Here is a 16,541-nt window from a genome sequence, read left to right as displayed (position 1 = left end):
CCCCTGCCCCCGGCAGCCCCTCCCGCGACGCCTCCCGCTCGCCGTGGCGGTCGCTGAGGCACCGCAGCATGCGCTGGTGGTCGGTCGCGAACTTCGTGTCCAACGCCGGCACCTGGATGCAGCTCACCGTCCAGAACCTGCTCGTCCTGCAGATCACCGGGTCCGCCGCCGCCACCGGCCTGTCGATGTCCGTGCAGGCCGCTCCCGCGCTCTTCATGAGCGTGCTGAGCGGTGCCGCCGTCGACCGCTGGCCGCGCAAGGTGACGGCCGCCGTCAGCCAGGCCCTGCTGGGCATGGTCGCGTTCACCACGGCCGTGCTGGTCGCGCTCGACATGCTCGACATGACGTCCCTGATGGTGCTGGCCGCCGTGACCGGCACCATCGCCACCGTCGACGGACCCGCCTGCGCCCTGCTGGGCAACGATCTCGTGCCGGTGGAGGACGTGCCCTCCGCGATCGGCGTGGGCGCGCTGGTCCACAACGCGGGCCGGCTCGTCGGAGCGGCGCTCGCCGGTGTCACGGTGGGCTTCCTCGGCACGGCCGCCGCCTACGCGGCCAACGGACTGTCGTTCCTGTTCGTGACCGCGGTCATCCCGTTCCTGCGCCCGGCGGCCGGCGCGGCCGTCGGGGCCGTCGCTCCCCGGGCCGGGAAACGCGACGACCTGACCATCCGGGAGGGGCTTGCCTTCTTCGCCCGCCGGCCCCGCCTGGTCGCGCTCGCCGGAGTCACCGGCGTCAGCGCCGTCTTCGGGCGGAACTACGGCCTCACCCTCGCGGTGCTGGTCACCGGCCCGCTGGCCGGCGGCCCGGGCGCCTTCGGCACCGTCTCCACGGTGCTGGCCGTCGGCGGCATCCTGGGAGCGGTTCTGGGTGCCCGTCTGCGCCGCCCCTCGGTGCGCGTCGTGGGCACCCTGGCTGCGGCGGGCGGGCTGCTGCAGGTGGTGGCCGGGCTGTCGCCCTCGCTGGCGGTGCTGCTGGTGCTCGTACTCCCCATGGCCGTCGTCGAGTCGGTCTCCGACACGGCGGGAACGGCCGTGCTGCAGACCGACCCGCCCCCACACCTGCGGGGACGCGTGCTGGGCGTGTGGAGCAGCATCGGCACCGTGTGGGGCCTCGGCGGTCCGCCCGCCCTGGGCCTCCTGATGGAGCTGGCGGGGCCGCGCGGTGCCCTGGTGGCCGGCGGACTCGTCGTCGCCACCACCATCGCCGCCGGCCACGTCCTGCGCGGTCGCCGCACACCACGGCCCGTGCAGCTCCCGACCCGTCCGGGGGAGGAGATCCCGGGCCGGGAGGTGCTGGGCACGGCGGCCTGACCCGGGGACCGGTCCGGGGTCCTCAGGTGATGAGGGCCTGGCCGGGCCACGGCCTGACCGGGGACCGGTCCGTGCTGCTCAGGCGATGAGTGCCTGGCCGGGCCCCAGCAGTGCTGTCAGCTGGGTGCCGTGCAGCTCGGCCACGGGGGCGAGGAGATCGGGGTGGCGCAGGAGGGCGGCGGCTTCTCGGTCGCGGGCGTCGGGGCTGGTCAGCCGGCGGAACTCCATCGGCACGCCCGTCGTGTGATCGCCGCCGTGCAGTCCGGCGACGGCCAGCGCGGCCAGCTCCGGGTCGGTGAGCAGGGACGCGGCCCAGCTCGCGACCACCTCGTCCACCCAGCTGCGCCAGGCATCCGTACCGCCCGTACCGGAGGACGTGCCGGTGCCGTCCGCGTCGGTACCGCTGATCCAGTCCAGCCTGCCCGAGCCGCCCGGCCCCGCCATGCCGACCAGCGCGGCGTCCATCACGGTCGGATAGCGCAGCCAGGCCGCGACGGTCACCGCCTGGCGGGCCTGGACCTCGCACAGGGCGGACGCCAGCGCGCCGCCGCAGGCCGGGTAGGCCCGTGTCAGCCACTGGGTGGTCGCCGCTATGAGAGGGGAGAGATCTGCGCGCACTGATGGCCGTCCGAGCTGCGTACGGGAGAAGGGGACCTCTGGCACCGTAGCCCGCGTCCCCCGCGCGAGGACATGGCCCAGTCACCGCGGAGGACGTGGCTTCGGCCACACACGGGCACCGGCCGCCCCGTCAGTGGCGCAGAAGGTAGCTGGTGAGCAGGGAACGGGCCCGGTCCGGGCTGACGCCCAGCGCCGTGCCGACGGACTCCCAGGACAGCTCGTCGTCGCGCACCGCCTGGGCCGCCTCCTGACCGATGTCGGGCAGCAGCCGCTCCAGCATGGTCACGGCCTTGAGGGCGGCCACCGGTGCCCGGTCGGTCAAGGAGGTCAGCTGCTCCTCCAGCTGGTGCATCAGGTGGGTGAGCTGGTCGGGGAGCGGCACGGTCCGGCGCTCGACGGCACGGATGTGCACCCGCCAGTCAGCGCGCGCGGCGGAGACGTCCAGGTCGTACAAGCCGTCGTCGGACGTCCAGCAGGCGCCGTCGATCGGATGGGTCTCGCCCCGCCACCCGCACGCGCAGGCCGCACGGAAGCCGGCCGCTCTGGGGCGGCGCATCCTCCCGTCGTACGCCCACCACTCGCTGGTCTCCAGCACGCTGTCGGCGCTGCTGCCGAGGTCCAGGTACACCGGCTTGGGTTCGCTGCCGTCGGCCAGGACCGCGCCCGCGATGCCCTCGTGGGACTCCCCGAACTCCTCAGTCGTCCAACCCACCCGTCTTCCCCCTCGTCCGTCGCCCGCCCCGAGCGGGAGGCCGGCGCTCGGCACCGGCGTCCCGCTGACGAACATGCCCCGGGCCGGCCACGTGTGAACCGCCCGCCCCAGGCGTTCACCGGCCGGTCGCCGGCCCCGGTGCCGCGCGTCCCGCCCGGCGGCTCAGGCGGCTGCCGGCTTCGGGATGCGCGGGTGGTTCGCCGGCGCCCGGCGCCCGGCGCACGGTCTTCGGCGGGCGGGGGTACGACGGTTCGCCGGACGGCAGCCCGCGAGGCGGCGACGCGGCGGCGTTCGGCCGGGTGGCGGCGTTCGGTCCGGTGGCCGTCCGCGCGTGCGGCCGGTCGTCAGCCGGCCAGTTTGTTCATCCGGCGGATCTGCTTGTCGAAGATCCGGGCGGGAGCGAAGCGGCGCAGGGCGGTCGCGCGTCCGGCCAGGGGGCCGGCGGTGTAGCGCAGCTTCGGCTTGCTGTCGGTCGCCGCCGCGACGATCGTCCTGGCGACGACGGTGGGGGCGTCGCCGTTCCTGATCGCTTCGGCCATCACGTTGTCGACGGTCCGTCCCAGCTCCGCGTAGGCCCGCAGGGGAGTGTCGGGGCGCGGGCTGTTGGCCTCGAAGCCGGTCCTGGTGTAGGCGGGTTCGACGATGAGCGCCCGGACGCCGTGCTCACGGACCTCGTGGTCCAGGGACTCGGTATAGCCCTCGACGGCGTGCTTGGAGGCGACGTAGGCGGCCATGTAGGGCTGGGGGAGGAAACCGAGCACGGACGAGAGGTTGATGATGCGTCCGCGTCCCTGTGCGCGCATGTGCGGCAGGACCTCCTTCACCATGCGCATGACCCCGAAGACGTTGATGTCGAAGACGTCCCGGTCCTGCGCGAGGGAGGTCTCCTCGGCCGCGCCCATCGAGCCGACGCCGGCGTTGTTGACCAGGACGTCGATCCGCCCGAACCGGTCGATCACCTGCTGGACCGCGGCGGTGACCGACGCGTCGCCGGCCACGTCGAGGTCGAAGAACGTCACGCCGTCCAGCGGGGCGACTCGTGAGGTGTCACGGCTGGTGCCGGCCACGTCGAAACCCGCCGCGACCAGCGCGAGCGCTGATTCCTTCCCGATGCCGGAGGATGCACCCGTCACGAGGGCCACCGGTCGATTGGTCGTCATCACGAACTCCGCACTCATGGGGAAACTGATCGGTTTTCACTTACTGTAAACCGATCGGTTTCCGGGTGCAAGTCCGGCGGTTGATCGCTGGTCGGATCGCGTCGGCGCGCCGGAGGGGGTCGATGTGTCAGCGCATGCCTGCCGCGTCGAGCAAGGTGGCCACCGTGGGCACGATGAGTCCGGTCAGCCGGTCGGCCCCGATCTCCGCACGGGCGCAGGCGCCGTCGAGGAGCAGGCTCAGCTGCCGGGCCAGCAGGTCGGGATCGCTCGCCCCGCCCTGCTCGGCCGTGGAGCGGAAGTGTGCCGTCAGGGTCTCCTTGACGCGATGGGCCACCTGGCTCGCGGGGTGGCTCCGGTCCTTGAGCTCGATCTGGACGGCCAGGTACCGGCAGCCTCGGAACTCCGGTGTGCCGGCCTGGAGTTCCACCTGCTCGAACACGCGCCCGCACCCTGCACTCACCCCCAGCGGGTCAGGCCGGCCCGCTGGGGGGTGAGTGCCGCAGGGGCGCAGGTGATGGGTGACGGGGCCCGTGGCTCGGCGGACCCCGCGGCCCGCGCCCCCCACCCGGCTCTGCGGCGACGGCGCGCGTGAGCAGGACGGGCGGAAAATGCGTTGCCCGGCGGCGAACCGCCGCGTTATTTTCGCCGTACTCCGACCAGAACCACGCTCTCTCGAAGCACGCCGCAGAACGGGAGCGAGCCCGCGCGTCCCGCGCGGAGCCACGGAGGGGCGGCACGGTTTCCGGCCTGCCCTCCGAAGGAGTGTTCCCATGAAGTTCGGCCTCGGCCTGCCCATCGACGATCCCGCCCGGCTCACGCACTGGGCGCGGCGCGCCGACGAGGGCCCGTTCAGCACCATCGGCCTGCTCGACCGGCTCGCCTACGACAACCCCGAGCCCCTCGTCACCCTCTCCCTGCTGGCGGGCGCCACCTCCCGCGTCCGGGTCCAGACAGAGGTGCTGCTCGCCCCCCTGCACAGCACTGCCCTGCTCGCCAAGCAGACGGCGACCCTCGACCGCCTGTCGGACGGCCGTTTCACGCTCGGCATCGGCGTCGGAGGCCGCGAGGACGACTGCCGGGCCGCCGGCATCGACCTCCACCGCCGGGGCCGCCGCCTCGACGAACAGATGGCCCTGCTGTGCCGTGCCTGGTCCGGAGCGCCGTACGGCCACGGCGTCGGCCCGATCGGGCCGCTGCCCGCACGCCCCGGCGGACCGGAGGTGCTGTTCGGCGGCTTCGCCCCGGCAGCGCTCGACCGCGTGGGCCGGTTCGGTGACGGCTTCCTCGGAGCCGCGCTGCCGCCGCAGTACATGACCGGCATGTTCCGGGCCGTCGAGGCCGTCTGGGAGAAGTGGGAGCGCCCCGGCAGCCCCCGCCTGGTCGCCCAGGTCAACGTCGCCCTCGGCCCGGACGACACGGTGGACCGGGCCCGCCGTCAGATGGGCGACTACTATGCCTTCACCGGCCGCGCCGACCAGATGACCGACGGCATGCTCACCACCGCGCACGCCGTCCGGGAGGCGGCGGCGGCCTTCGCCGACATCGGCACCGACGAGCTGATGTTCTACTGCTGGACCTCGGACCCGGACCAGATCGACCGCGTCGCCGACGCGATGAACTAGCGGCGCGCAGGGCCGCCTTCCCGGTCCGCTCCGGGACGGCGGCCCGAGATCTCGGGCCGGCGGCCTCCGACACCCCGCCCCGGTCCCGGGGATTTGCCGCTGTCCCGATCGAGACGATCCCGCCTCGCAGCCGTATGTGGGGGGAACGAGGGGCCGTGCGCCCCCGGACGCGCCGTCGATCCAAGGGACTTACCTCATGAACGCAACCGCTGCCATCGGTGTCACCGGTCTCGGTGTGATGGGCCGCAACCTCGCGCGCAACTTCGCCCGCAACGGCTACACCGTCGCCGTCCACAACCGCACCTCGGGCCGCACCCGTGCGCTCGTCGAGGAGTTCGGACATGAGGGCGCGTTCGTCCCGGCGGAGACGGCGCGTGAGTTCGTCGCCGCGCTCGAACGCCCCCGCCGGCTGATGATCATGGTCCAGGCGGGCGCGGTCACGGACGCCGTCATCGACGAGTTCGCCCCGCTCCTGGAGCCCGGCGACATGATCATCGACGGCGGCAACGCGCACTTCGCCGACACCCGCCGCCGCGAGGAGGCCCTGCGCGCGCGGGGCCTGCACTTCGTCGGCACCGGTGTGTCCGGCGGCGAGGAGGGTGCGCTCGACGGGCCGTCGATCATGGTCGGCGGTTCGACCGAGTCGTACGACGTGCTCGGCCCGATGTTCGAGGCGATCAGCGCGCGGGTCGGCGGCGAGCCCTGTGCCGCGCACGTCGGCACCGACGGCGCCGGCCACTTCGTCAAGATGGTGCACAACGGCATCGAGTACGCCGACATGCAGCTCATCGCCGAGGCCTACGACCTGCTGCGACAGGTCGCCGGATACTCCCCGGCGGAGATCGCGGACATCTTCCGTACCTGGAACGAGGGGCGCCTCGGCTCCTACCTCATCGAGATCACCGCCGAGGTCCTCGCCCACACCGACGAGGCCACCGGCCTGCCGTTCGTCGACATCGTGACCGACGCGGCAGGGCAGAAGGGTACCGGCCGCTGGACCGTGCAGACCGCCCTCGACCTCGGCTCCCCGGTCACCGCCATCGCCCAGGCCACGTTCGCGCGCGCCGCCTCGGGCCAGGCCGAACTGCGCGCCGCCTACTCCGGGCTGCCCGGCGGCACCACCCCCGCCATCAGCCGCACGGAGGCCGCCCGCTTCACCTCGCAGGTGGAACACGCCCTGTACGCCTCGAAGGTCATCGCCTACGACCAGGGCTGGAAGATGATCCAGGACGCGGCGGGCGAGTTCGGCTGGAAGATCGACCTCGGCGCGGTCGCCCGGATCTGGCGCGGCGGCTGCATCATCCGCGCCACGTTCCTCGACCGCATCCGCACCGCGTACGCCGCCGATCCCGAACTGGTCAGCCTGCTCGGGGAGATGGAGTTCGCGATGGAGATCACCGACGCCCAGGTGCCCTGGCGCGAGACGGTGGCCTCAGCGGCCCGCCGGGGCGTCCCCGTCCCCGCGTTCTCCGCGGCCCTCGCGCACTACGACACCCTGCGCGCCGGCCGGCTCCCGGCGGCCCTGCTCCAGGGGCAGCGCGACTACTTCGGCGCGCACACCTACGGCCGTACCGACCGGCCCGGTGCCTTCCACACGCGGTGGGCCGAGCCGGGCCGCCCGGAGACGGCCTCGGCCTGAGGCACGCCTGCTGTCCGGCCCGGTGCGACCGGGCCGGACAGCAGGTCAGGCGGCAGGTCAGGCGCGCGGCGCCGGGAACGTCGGGTACTCGACGCCCGACACGTGCTGGACGACGCGGACGACCTGGCAGGAGTAGCCGAACTCGTTGTCGTACCAGAGGTAGAGGATCGCGTTGTCGCCCTCCACCTTCAGGGCGCCGGCGTCGACGATCGAGGCGTGGCGCGAGCCGATGAAGTCGCTGGAGACCGCGTCGGGGGCGCTGATGAAGTCGATCTGGCGCTTGAGCGGCGAGGTCAGCGACACGTCCCGCAGGTAGTCGAGGACCTCGTCGCGGTCGGCCTCGCGGGCCAGCTGGAGGTTGAGGATCGCGATCGACACGTCCGGCACCGGCACCCGGATCGAGCTGCCGGTGATCCGCGCCTTGAGGTCGGGCAGCGCCTTGGCGACGGCGGAGGCGGCGCCCGTCTCGGTGATGACCATGTTGAGCGGCGCGGACCGGCCCCGGCGGTCGGACTTGTGGTAATTGTCCAGCAGGTTCTGGTCGTTGGTGAACGAGTGGACGGTCTCCACGTGGCCGCGCAGCACGCCGTACTCGTCCGCCATCGCCTTCAGCGGCGGGACGATCGCGTTGGTGGTGCAGGACGCGCAGGACAGGATCCGCTCGTCCGGCTTGATCGTGTCGTGGTTGACGCCGTGCACGATGTTGAGGACGTCGCCCTTGCCGGGCGCGGTCAGCACGACCTTGTCGATGCCGGGCCGCAGGTGCTTCGAAAGCCCCTCGCGGTCCCGCCACTTGCCGGTGTTGTCGATGAGTATGGCGTCGTTGATGCCGTACGCCGTGTAGTCGACCTGGCTCGGGTCGTCGGCGTAGATCACCTTGATCTCGTTGCCGTTGGCGAGGATGGTGCTGTTGTCCTCGTCGACGGTGATCGTGCCCTGGAACTGGCCGTGCACGGAGTCACGGCGCAGCAGTGAGGCCCGCTTGATCAGGTCCTGCTCGCCGCCCCCGCGCACCACGACGGCGCGCAGCCGCAGTCCGTTGCCGGACCCGGACTTCTCGATGAGCAGGCGGGCCACGAGGCGGCCGATGCGGCCGAAGCCGTACAGCACGACGTCGCGCGGCTCGCGGCGCTCGATCTTGTCGGCGCCGGTGGCACCGGCGACGGCGTCGGCGGTGAACTCGCGCACCGACAGACCGTGGTCGCCCGCCCGGTAGTGCTCGGCGAGCAGACCGATGTCGATCTGCGACGGGCCGAGGTCCAGCTCGGTGAGGGCCTGGAGGAACGGCAGGGTCTCGGTGACCGAGAGTTCCTCACCGGCGATCTGCCGGGCGAAGCGGTGGGTCTTGAGGATGCTCACCACCGACTTGTTCACCAGGGAGCGGCTGTGCAGCAGGACGGTCACGTCCCGCTCCCGGTGGAGCTTCCCGATCATCGGGATCATCGACTCCGCGATCTCCTCGCGGTTCTTCCAGTTGGTGAACGAGTCGTCGTTGACAGTCACAGAATTCTCTTTCGAGCTAGGTGGCGCTCATATGCTAACCGCCTCCTGTTCCGATCATTCAAGCGCCCCCTCGCTCAGGTGTGCGGAGCCCCTGCGGTGCCCGGAACTCCGCGTTCCGGCGCCCGGCCGACGCGCCCTCACCCCTTCCCGGCCGGGGCCCCGGCGTCCGGCCGGCGCGGGATGCCCAGGGCGCACAGCGCGCCGAGCAGGACCACGGCGACACCGACCCACACCGCGGGGCGCAGCCCGTCGACGAACTCCTGCGGCCCCCGCATGCCGCCGTGCGCCACGAACACCGTGCTCAGTACGGCGATGCCGAGCGCGCCGCCGATTTCGCGGACGGTGGTGTTGGCTCCGGACGCCTTGCCCGCGTGCTCCGCCGGGACCGACCCGAGGACGACCGCCGCCGTCGGGGCGAACACGAGGCCCATGCCGACCCCCGCCACGATCATCGGGCCGACCAGGGAGGAGTACGCGGTGTCGGTGCCGGTGACGAGGTTGATCCACCCCAGGCCCACTCCCTGGAGGAACAGCCCCAGCGCCATCAGCCGGCCGCCGCCCACCTTGTCGATGAGCAGTCCGGCCACCGGGGCGACGAACATCGGCATCAGCGTCCAGGGCAGGGTGCGCACCCCGGCCTCCAGCGGAGTGCGGGGAGGTGCGATCTGGAGGTACTGGGCCAGCAGGAACAGCGAGCCGAAGACACCGAAGTACATCGCCGCCGAGACCAGGTTGGTGAGGGTGAAGGCCCGCACCCGGTAGAAGGACAGCGGCAGCATCGGCTGCGCGACACGGGCCTCCCAGGCCACGAAGACGGCCAGCAGGACGACGCCCGCCGCGAACGCGCCCAGCACCGTGGTCGAGGTCCAGCCGTCCGGCTCACCGTGCACGATCGCCCACACCACGGCGCACAGTCCGGCCGCCGCGAGGACCATGCCGGCCATGTCGAGGCGGGCGCCGGGCAGCGAACTCTCGCGCAGCGCGAACAGCACCAGCGGTATCGCGATCAGGCACACCGGCACGTTGATCCAGAACATCCACCGCCAGTCCAGTCCCTCGACCACCGCACCGCCCACCACCGGGCCCATCGCCACGGCGAGCCCGCTCACGCCGGACCACACCCCCAGCGCCATCCCGCGCAGCCGCTCCGGCACGGCCTGGGACAGCAGGGTCAGCGACAGCGGCATCACGGCCGCCGCGCCGATGCCCTGGACCGCGCGGAAGGCGATCAGCTGGCCGCTGGTGTCGGCCAGGCCGCAGCCGGCGGAGGCCAGCGTGAACAGGACGACGCCCGCGACGAAGACGCGTCGCCGGCCGAACCGGTCACCGAGTGCGGCCCCCGTCATGAGCAGGCAGGCGAAGCTGAGGACGTAGGCGTTGACGAACCACTGGAGTTCCTGGGTGTTCGCCCGGAGGTCGACGGCCAGCGTGTGCAGGGCCGTGGACACGACGAGGTTGTCGAGCGCGACCATGAACATGGGCACGCTGCAGGCGACCACGGCGAGCCACAGCGGCACGCGCCGCCGCTCCACGGCGGGTGCGGCGGGGGCCTCGTCGAGCGTGGGCTGGGACAGGGTCATGACGGGCTCTCTCCTCGAAAGGGGCGGGGCGGGGTCTCAGGCACCGGTGAGTTCCTGCTCGGCGAGCCGGCGGCGGGCGTCCGCCCAGTCGACGGGCAGCCCGTCGGCCGGGACCTGCCAGAACGTGAACGCGGAGGCCATCGTGGTGGAGCGCAGCCCGGTCATGATCGACCGGTGCGGTTCGGTCCTCGCGTACCGGTGGAGCGCCTCCTCGTCCTCCCAGGCCGACAGGGTCCAGAAGGTGCGCTTGAGGGGCTGGGCGATGAGCGAGGCGCCGTACGCGCCCGGCGCGCGCGTGACCTGTCGCCAGGCGCTGAGGGACTTCAGGAAGAAGCGCGGTACGTCCTTGAGGGAGCGCACCTCGAAGCGGGAGGCCATGACGTAGGCCTCGGCGTCGGGGGCGGGTTCGCCGAGTGTGGTCCAGGGGAGGGTGGGCATGGCAGTGGCCTTCTGTGAGAGGGGCAGGAAGGAGCCGAGGGACCCGTGGCGCACGATTGGATACCTTCACTATCCATGTTAGACAGTGGAGGTATCCAATTACTAGAGCGGAGTCGTCCCGATGCGTGTTTCCGAGCTGAGCCGCCGCAGCGGTGTCTCCGTGACGACGATCAAGTACTACCTCCGCGAGGGCCTCCTCGCGCCCGGCCGGCAGACCTCGGCGACCCAGGCCGAGTACGACGACCAGCACCTGCGCCGACTGCGCCTGATCCGTGCCCTGACCGGCGTACGGGGGCTGTCCGTCACCACCACCCGTGAGGTGCTGGACGCGCTGGCGGCGCACACCGGCGACACCCACCTCCTGCTGGGCCTCACCCTGGGCTCGGTGTCCCTGTCCGGCGAATCCGCCGAGCAGGACCCGGCGACCGGCGAAGTGGCGGCATTCGTCGAGGAGTTGGGCTGGCAGGTGCACGAGTCCGCGCCGGCGCGCGCCACCCTCGCCGAGGCCCTGACCTCCCTGCACTCGCTGGGCGTCCCCATGGACCGGCACACCCTGCTGCCCTACGCCCGCCTCGCGGAACGGATCGCCGTCCTGGACCTCGACCAACTCGACGGCCTCACCGACCCGTTGGCGGCGGCCGAACGCGCCCTCCTGCTGACGGTCCTCCTGGAGCCCGCCCTGATGGCACTGCGCCGCATGGCCCAGGAGAACGAGTCGGCCCGACGTCACGCCCCGTAGACGCGTCGATCCCCGGTGTCCCGCGGCCGGTGAAGCAGGAGAAGCACGAGAAACACGAGAAGCGGGCGGGGAGGGCGGTGGCCGGAATCCCGATTGCCCGTCGTCGGAGCGGGTACGCGAGGCCGGACGCGCCAACCACCGCTACCTGGGGAGAGCCGCCATGGAGACACCCGCCCACGACGCCACCGCCGCCGCGAGCGCGCTGAACGCGCTGGCCAGGGACACGGGGGACACGGCCGCACTGGACACCCTCGCCCACTGCGAGGTCCTGGTGCCCGTGCCCGAGGACGCCACCGACGAGGACGTGACCAACCCCAGCATGCTGGCCCTGCCCGTCCTGGAACAGCCGGGCACGGCGCCCGTCGTCCCGGTGTTCACGTCCGAGCCCGAGATGGTGGACCTGCTCCCGGGCGTCGACCGCTACCGCCTGGTGCCCCTGGGCGCGCTCGCCCACCAGTGGCCGGAGGGCGAGCTGTCACTCTCCATCGACGCGGCGGGCGAGCACCCGCTCACGCTCACCTCGGAGGGGGTGCGCACCCTGCTCGCCCGGTAGTGAGCCGGCGCCCTCGCTGCCGTCCTGCGGCAACGAACAGGCGGCGACCATTGCCGGTGGCGGGTCTGTGGCGCACTCGCGGCCCCTGCGACGATCTCCCGACCGCTTGAGGGGCAAGCGGTTTCTTCACCCCTGGGGGATCCATGAGACCGACCCGTGCGGCACTCGTCGTGGCCGTGGGCGCACTGACCCCGGCCCTGCTGCTGGCCGGCCCGGCCGCGGCGGCAGGTCCGGCCTCCGTGTCCGCCACCACCTCGGCCGCCGCGGTGGCCGTGAGCGCCGATACCGAATCACCGTACGACTCGATGTCGGAGGACGACCTCCGCATCGAGATCCTTCGCCTCCTTGCCGACGACAGCACCGGCACCGGGGTGCGCAGGGAGGCGCAGGAGGCCCTCGACGGCACGGTCGAGGACCTGCGCCACTTCCTCAAGACCGGGCGCTGGATCGCCCAGGACGAGGACAACAGCGTGGCCATCGCCCGGATTCTGGCCGATCCCGGCAGTGGAAGAGCCGTGCGGCGAGAGGCCGGCGAAGCCCTTGACGGAACCGCCGAGGACAGGAGCCGCTTCCTCGCGACGGGTTACCGGCTGGCCCGTGCCGAGGACGACCGGGTGGCCATCGCCAGGATCCTTGCCCGGCAGGACATCAGCGCCGCCCTGCGCGCCGCGGCGGAGCAGGCGGTGGAGGGCACCCCGGAGGAGATGCGTCACTTCCTGGAGGTCGGCCAGTACGAAGTGGGCTAGCGCGTCGCGTCGGTCAGCATGCGGGACAGCACCTCGCGCTGGAGCGGCAGTACCTCGTCGTGGAGGTCGCGGCCCTTCGGCGTGAGGGCGACCCACACCCCGCGCCGGTCCTCCATGCAGACGGAACGCTCCACCAGGCCGTCCTTCTCCAGCCGGCCGATGAGGCGGGAGAGGGCGCTCTGGCTGAGGTGGACGCGGCCGGCGAGGTTCTGCACCCGGCACTGGTCACCCGGCCGGGGGGTCTCGGCGGCGAGGATGTCGAGCACCTCGAAGTCGCTCGCCCCGAGACCGTGCGGATGCAGCGCGCGGTCGATCTCGCACGTCGTGCGCGCGTGCACCGACAGAATGCTCCGCCACCGGTCTTCGAGGTCGATTCCGGCCGTGTTCGCTGCCATACCTGCACGGTAACACCGATTTCACTGTTTGTTTACCGTGCAACTAGTGTGGGCGCAAGGGACCTCGGCCGGGGCGGGACGCGGCTGCAGAGCGGTCAGGACGACGCCGGGTCCTGGGTCAGCCCGACGAGGTTTCCGTCGGCGTCCTTCACGAAGGCGATCAGCTTGCCGCCGCCGACGTCCTGCACGTCCTGGAGCACGTCGGCCCCCGCCTCCACCAGGGCCGCCAGCCGGGCCCGGATATCACTGACGTGCCAGTACGGCACGGGACCGGTCATGCCCTTGGAGTGCCCGTTCGGGTCGAGCCCGACGTCCTGTCCGGCGGCCTTGAAACCGACGTAGTAACTCTCGTCCGCATACGGCTCGACCTCGAGCAGCGCCCGGAACAGGGCCTTCGCCCGGTCGAGGTCCTTGACGGGGTAGATGATGGTCTGCAGACCGGCGGTCATGACGCACTCCTCGCTGACGTGGGGACCGACGGATGCCGTCGGTGGTTCCACGCTAGGCCGAGGCCCCGCCGACCGCTTCTCCGATCCTGACCGTTGGACGACCGCACGCCGGAGGCGAGGGCCGACGGGTGGGCGCGCCGGCCCACCGCGGTGTCAGGCGAAGGTCATCGGGTGTCGGTCTCGCACCCGGAGACGCTGTCCTGCCGGGCCGGCGAGGACGGGTGCGCCCCCGGCCGCCCGCGGATGCACGCCCGAGCCGGAGTGAACCGCTGTCCCCGGCCGGGACAGGAGGCGCCCCGGACCGCGGGGATCCGTCGGCTCGGTGTCCGGCGGGGTGGAGGGCCGCCGTGGGCCCTGCACCCCGCCGGGCCGTCACGTCGACTCGCGTTTGACCAGTTCCGTCGGCAGGATGACCGCGGCCGGGTCCTCGCCGCCGATCTGGGCGAGGAGGACGCGGACCATCTCGCTGCTGATCCGGTCCCAGGGCTGGCGGATCGTGGTGAGCGCCGGAGTGGACGCGGTGGCCGCGGGGGAGTCGTCGAAGCCGCCGACCGCGACGTCCTCCGGCACCCGGCGTCCCGCCTGCCGCAGCGCCGCGAGCACTCCCTGTGCCATCAGGTCGGACGCGACGAACACCGCGTCCAGGCCGGGAGCCTGCGCGAGCAGCCGCTCGGCGCCCGCCTCACCGCTGGCCCGGCTGTAGTCGCCGGAGACCACGAGCCGCTCGTCGGCCTCGATGCCCGCCTCGGCGAGCACCTCGTGGTAGCCGGCGAGCCGCTCCACACCACCGGGGGTGTCCAGCGGGCCCGTGACGACGCCGATCCGCCGGCGGCCCTGGGCGAGCAGATGGCGGACCATGTCCCGCGCGCCGTCCCGGTCGTCGGCGGCCACATAGCTCACCTTCGATCCGATGCCGATCGGCTTGCCGCAGGCGACGAGCGGCACGCCCGCCTCGCGCAGCTCGGTGGCGATGGGATCGCCCGAGTGGCTGGACACGAGCAGGACCCCGTCGACGTGTCCGGCGGTGATGTACCGCGTGATGCGCCGCCGCTCGTCCTCGGTCCCGGCCAGCATCAGCAGCAGCGGGACGTCGTGCCCAGCCAGTGCCTGGGTGCAACCCCGCAGCAGGACGTTGAAGTTGGGGTCCTCGAAGAACCGCTCCTGAGGCTCCGTCAGCAGGAAGCCGACGGAGTCGGAGCGCCCGGTGATCAGGGAGCGGGCGTGCCGGTTGACGACGTAACCCGTCCTGCGGATGGCGGAGTTGACCGCTTCCTGGGCCGAAGGGCTGACGTAGTGGCCGCCGTTGAGCACGCGCGAGACGGTCCCTCGTGAGACTCCCGCCTCGCGCGCCACGTCATGGATCGTCGGCGGTTTGCGCCTGCCCCCCGTGTTGCTCATGGTCATGACTTTACGGCCCCGGACAGCAGGTCAAGGCTCCAGAAGCGCTGAATGACCAGGAACAGCGCCACCAGGGGGATCACCGCGAGGAACGCGCCGGTGATCACCAGGGTGTAGAGGGCCGGGGTGTTGGCGCCCTGCTCCAGCAGCGTGAAGAGACCGAGGGTGATCGGGAACCTCTCGTCGTCGCTGAGCATGATGTACGGCAGCAGGAAGTTGTTCCACACGGCGACGAACTGGAACAGGAACACCGTCACCATGCCGGGGATCATCATCGGCAGCGCGATCCGGGTGAAGATCCGCCACTCGCTGGCCCCGTCCATCCGGCCGGCCTCCACCACGTCGCTCGGCACGGCCGCGGCCGCGTAGATGCGCGCGAGGTAGACGCCGTAGGGGGAGAGGATCTGCGGCAGCAGCACGGACCAGTAGGAGTCCGTGAGATCGGCCTGGGCCATCAGCAGGTACTGCGGGATGGCCAGGATGATCGGCGGCATCAGCACGCCCGCCAGCAGGACGTTGAACATCGTCTCGCGACCGCGGAAGCGGTACGTCGCCAACGCGTAGCCGCTGAACGCGGACACGCACGTCGACAGCAGCGCGCCGAGAACGGCGTACAGGGCCGAGTTGGCCATCCACTGCCAGTAGATGCCGTCGCGGTAGGCGTTGAGGTCGCTCAGGTTCTGGGTGAAGCCGGTGCCGGGCAGGAACGTGAACGTGGAGAACAGCTCGCTGCCCGACTTGGTGGACGCGATGACCACCCACGCCACCGGCAGCAGGCAGTACAGCGCGCCCAGCAGCAGCGTGATCGTCGGGACGAGGGCGATCCGGCGGCGCAGCGGCGGACGGCTGCCTCGCTCGGCATCCGTGGCGCCGGCCGCCGACGGGGCCTTCTGGACGGCAACAGAACTCACTGGGCTGCCCCCTGCTTGTTACGACGGTTCGCGGCCCGCAGGAACCCGAAGGACAGCAGCAGCGTGGCGAAGGCGATGATCACGGCCTGGGCGGCCGCCGCGTAGATGTCACCGGTGCCGAACGCGTCCCGGTAGACCTTCATCAGCGGACTCCACGTCGTGGACACGGAGTTGGTGAGCGGTTTGAGGGTGGTCGGCTCGTTGAACACCTGGAGCGTCGCGATGATCGAGAAGAAGAAGGTCAGCACCAGCGAGGGCGCCACCATCGGGATCTTGATCCTGAGCGCGATCTGCAGCGGGGTGGCGCCGTCCAGCTTGGCCGCCTCGTACACCTCGACCGGGATGGCCTGGAGCGAGGTGTAGATGACGATCATGTTGAAGCCGGTGCCGCCCCAGACCGCGATGTTCGACAGGGCGAGATACAACGGGCCGCCGTCGAGCAGGTCCGGCTGCGGCAGGCCCAGCTTTTCGAGCACGAAGTAGAACGGGCTGACGTCCGGCAGGTACAGGAAGCCCCACAGCAGCGCCGCCACGACACCGGGGATGGCGTACGGCAGGAAGATCGCGAGGCGGGTGAACGGGGCCAGCCGCACCTTGTCGGAGTCGAGCATCAGCGCGAACACCAGGGCGAGGCCCAGCATCACCGGGACGACGATGCAGCCGTAGCCGAGGACGCGCAGGGCGCCGTCCAGCAGCTCGCTGTCCGTGAAGGCGGCGGTGTAGTTCTCCAGGCCGGCCCAGACCTCCTTCCGGGCGCCGGCGCCC

At 71.9% G+C, this 16,541-nt stretch carries 17 protein-coding genes and 1 pseudogene; 6 read left to right on the top strand and 12 right to left on the bottom strand.

Translation table 11 applies throughout. The features are described from left to right. Positions 1-68: 68 nt before the first annotated feature. Positions 69-1,313 (top strand): MFS transporter, encoded by a 1,245-nt coding sequence (locus BZL64_RS16925; protein WP_086770022.1) that lies wholly within the window; start codon positions 69-71, stop codon positions 1,311-1,313. A 78-nt stretch (positions 1,314-1,391) separates the two neighbouring features. On the opposite strand, the gene BZL64_RS16920 is transcribed toward BZL64_RS16925, so the two are convergent. From BZL64_RS16920 to BZL64_RS16905, 4 genes and pseudogenes are all read right to left on the bottom strand, one after another. After that, positions 1,392-1,931 carry a hypothetical protein gene (locus BZL64_RS16920; protein WP_086770021.1) on the bottom strand — a complete coding sequence of 180 codons (540 nt, stop codon included), beginning with the start codon at positions 1,929-1,931 and terminating at the stop codon, positions 1,392-1,394. Positions 1,932-2,061: 130 nt separating this feature from the next. Then, entirely contained in the window at positions 2,062-2,643 is a 582-nt protein-coding gene (locus tag BZL64_RS16915; RefSeq protein ID WP_086770020.1) for a hypothetical protein, read from the bottom strand. 344 nt (positions 2,644-2,987) lie between these two features. After that, the gene (locus BZL64_RS16910; RefSeq protein ID WP_086770024.1) at positions 2,988-3,803 is read right to left on the bottom strand and encodes an oxidoreductase; all 816 of its coding nucleotides are present in this window, start codon (positions 3,801-3,803) and stop codon (positions 2,988-2,990) included. Between the two features lie 127 nt (positions 3,804-3,930). Then, positions 3,931-4,242: pseudogene (locus BZL64_RS16905) on the bottom strand (TetR/AcrR family transcriptional regulator); the annotation flags it as partial. 331 nt (positions 4,243-4,573) lie between these two features. Here BZL64_RS16905 and BZL64_RS16900 point away from each other — a divergent pair. Further along, positions 4,574-5,425 (top strand): LLM class flavin-dependent oxidoreductase, encoded by an 852-nt coding sequence (locus BZL64_RS16900; protein ID WP_086770019.1) that lies wholly within the window; start codon positions 4,574-4,576, stop codon positions 5,423-5,425. 196 nt (positions 5,426-5,621) lie between these two features. Continuing rightward, a complete protein-coding gene (gene gndA, locus BZL64_RS16895; protein WP_086770018.1) occupies positions 5,622-7,064 on the top strand; it encodes an NADP-dependent phosphogluconate dehydrogenase in 1,443 nt (480 codons plus the stop codon). 57 nt (positions 7,065-7,121) lie between these two features. Here gndA and BZL64_RS16890 read toward each other — a convergent pair whose 3' ends face one another. The 3 genes from BZL64_RS16890 to BZL64_RS16880 all read right to left on the bottom strand — a co-directional run bounded on the left by BZL64_RS16890 (position 7,122) and on the right by BZL64_RS16880 (position 10,585). Then, positions 7,122-8,567 carry a glyceraldehyde-3-phosphate dehydrogenase gene (locus BZL64_RS16890; RefSeq protein ID WP_086770017.1) on the bottom strand — a complete coding sequence of 482 codons (1,446 nt, stop codon included), beginning with the start codon at positions 8,565-8,567 and terminating at the stop codon, positions 7,122-7,124. 137 nt (positions 8,568-8,704) lie between these two features. Beyond that, positions 8,705-10,147 carry an MFS transporter gene (locus BZL64_RS16885; protein WP_086770016.1) on the bottom strand — a complete coding sequence of 481 codons (1,443 nt, stop codon included), beginning with the start codon at positions 10,145-10,147 and terminating at the stop codon, positions 8,705-8,707. Between the two features lie 36 nt (positions 10,148-10,183). Continuing rightward, complete coding sequence (locus BZL64_RS16880; protein ID WP_086770023.1) at positions 10,184-10,585, bottom strand: DUF3291 domain-containing protein; 402 nt, start codon at positions 10,583-10,585, stop codon at positions 10,184-10,186. A gap of 121 nt (positions 10,586-10,706) precedes the next feature. On the opposite strand from BZL64_RS16880, the gene BZL64_RS16875 reads away from it, so the two are divergent. From BZL64_RS16875 to BZL64_RS16865, 3 genes are all read left to right on the top strand, one after another. Next, the gene (locus tag BZL64_RS16875) at positions 10,707-11,324 is read left to right on the top strand and encodes a MerR family transcriptional regulator (protein WP_086770015.1); all 618 of its coding nucleotides are present in this window, start codon (positions 10,707-10,709) and stop codon (positions 11,322-11,324) included. Between the two features lie 160 nt (positions 11,325-11,484). Next, on the top strand, positions 11,485-11,877 hold the full coding sequence (locus tag BZL64_RS16870) for an SseB family protein (protein ID WP_086770014.1): 393 nt from the start codon (positions 11,485-11,487) through the stop codon (positions 11,875-11,877). Between the two features lie 143 nt (positions 11,878-12,020). After that, positions 12,021-12,623 (top strand): ALF repeat-containing protein, encoded by a 603-nt coding sequence (locus tag BZL64_RS16865; RefSeq protein ID WP_086770013.1) that lies wholly within the window; start codon positions 12,021-12,023, stop codon positions 12,621-12,623. Here BZL64_RS16865 and BZL64_RS16860 read toward each other — a convergent pair. The 5 genes from BZL64_RS16860 to BZL64_RS16840 form a co-directional block, all read right to left on the bottom strand. After that, positions 12,620-13,018 carry a MarR family winged helix-turn-helix transcriptional regulator gene (locus tag BZL64_RS16860; RefSeq protein ID WP_086770012.1) on the bottom strand — a complete coding sequence of 133 codons (399 nt, stop codon included), beginning with the start codon at positions 13,016-13,018 and terminating at the stop codon, positions 12,620-12,622. The genes BZL64_RS16865 and BZL64_RS16860 overlap by 4 nt on opposite strands. A gap of 95 nt (positions 13,019-13,113) precedes the next feature. Further along, positions 13,114-13,467 carry a VOC family protein gene (locus BZL64_RS16855; protein ID WP_086770011.1) on the bottom strand — a complete coding sequence of 118 codons (354 nt, stop codon included), beginning with the start codon at positions 13,465-13,467 and terminating at the stop codon, positions 13,114-13,116. 372 nt (positions 13,468-13,839) lie between these two features. Next, complete coding sequence (locus tag BZL64_RS16850) at positions 13,840-14,871, bottom strand: LacI family DNA-binding transcriptional regulator (protein WP_086770010.1); 1,032 nt, start codon at positions 14,869-14,871, stop codon at positions 13,840-13,842. Beyond that, positions 14,868-15,776, bottom strand: coding sequence for a carbohydrate ABC transporter permease (locus BZL64_RS16845; protein WP_086770009.1), 909 nt, complete (start codon positions 15,774-15,776; stop codon positions 14,868-14,870). Before BZL64_RS16845 ends, BZL64_RS16850 begins: the two co-directional genes overlap by 4 nt. After that, a partial coding sequence (locus tag BZL64_RS16840) for a carbohydrate ABC transporter permease (protein WP_086770008.1) occupies positions 15,773-16,541 on the bottom strand: 769 nt, incomplete at its 5' end. The genes BZL64_RS16840 and BZL64_RS16845, both read right to left, overlap by 4 nt.

The organism is Streptomyces bobili (genome assembly GCF_002154575.1).
Lineage (GTDB): Bacteria > Actinomycetota > Actinomycetes > Streptomycetales > Streptomycetaceae > Streptomyces > Streptomyces bobili.
Note: the sequence above shows the minus strand (reverse complement) of the source record. Positions and strands in the feature narration are given on the sequence as shown.

Bases quoted from the DNA above. Each gene is read 5' to 3' on its own strand.
- BZL64_RS16910 (WP_086770024.1), bottom strand. From the start codon at position 3,803: ATGACGACCAATCGACCGGTGGCCCTCGTGACGGGTGCATCCTCCGGC.
- BZL64_RS16860 (WP_086770012.1), bottom strand. From the start codon at position 13,018: ATGGCAGCGAACACGGCCGGAATCGACCTCGAAGACCGGTGGCGGAGC.
- BZL64_RS16870 (WP_086770014.1), top strand. From the start codon at position 11,485: ATGGAGACACCCGCCCACGACGCCACCGCCGCCGCGAGCGCGCTGAAC.
- gndA (WP_086770018.1), top strand. From the start codon at position 5,622: ATGAACGCAACCGCTGCCATCGGTGTCACCGGTCTCGGTGTGATGGGC.
- BZL64_RS16880 (WP_086770023.1), bottom strand. From the start codon at position 10,585: ATGCCCACCCTCCCCTGGACCACACTCGGCGAACCCGCCCCCGACGCC.
- BZL64_RS16900 (WP_086770019.1), top strand. From the start codon at position 4,574: ATGAAGTTCGGCCTCGGCCTGCCCATCGACGATCCCGCCCGGCTCACG.
- BZL64_RS16850 (WP_086770010.1), bottom strand. From the start codon at position 14,871: ATGACCATGAGCAACACGGGGGGCAGGCGCAAACCGCCGACGATCCAT.
- BZL64_RS16875 (WP_086770015.1), top strand. From the start codon at position 10,707: ATGCGTGTTTCCGAGCTGAGCCGCCGCAGCGGTGTCTCCGTGACGACG.
- BZL64_RS16925 (WP_086770022.1), top strand. From the start codon at position 69: ATGCGCTGGTGGTCGGTCGCGAACTTCGTGTCCAACGCCGGCACCTGG.
- BZL64_RS16885 (WP_086770016.1), bottom strand. From the start codon at position 10,147: ATGACCCTGTCCCAGCCCACGCTCGACGAGGCCCCCGCCGCACCCGCC.
- BZL64_RS16865 (WP_086770013.1), top strand. From the start codon at position 12,021: ATGAGACCGACCCGTGCGGCACTCGTCGTGGCCGTGGGCGCACTGACC.
- BZL64_RS16855 (WP_086770011.1), bottom strand. From the start codon at position 13,467: ATGACCGCCGGTCTGCAGACCATCATCTACCCCGTCAAGGACCTCGAC.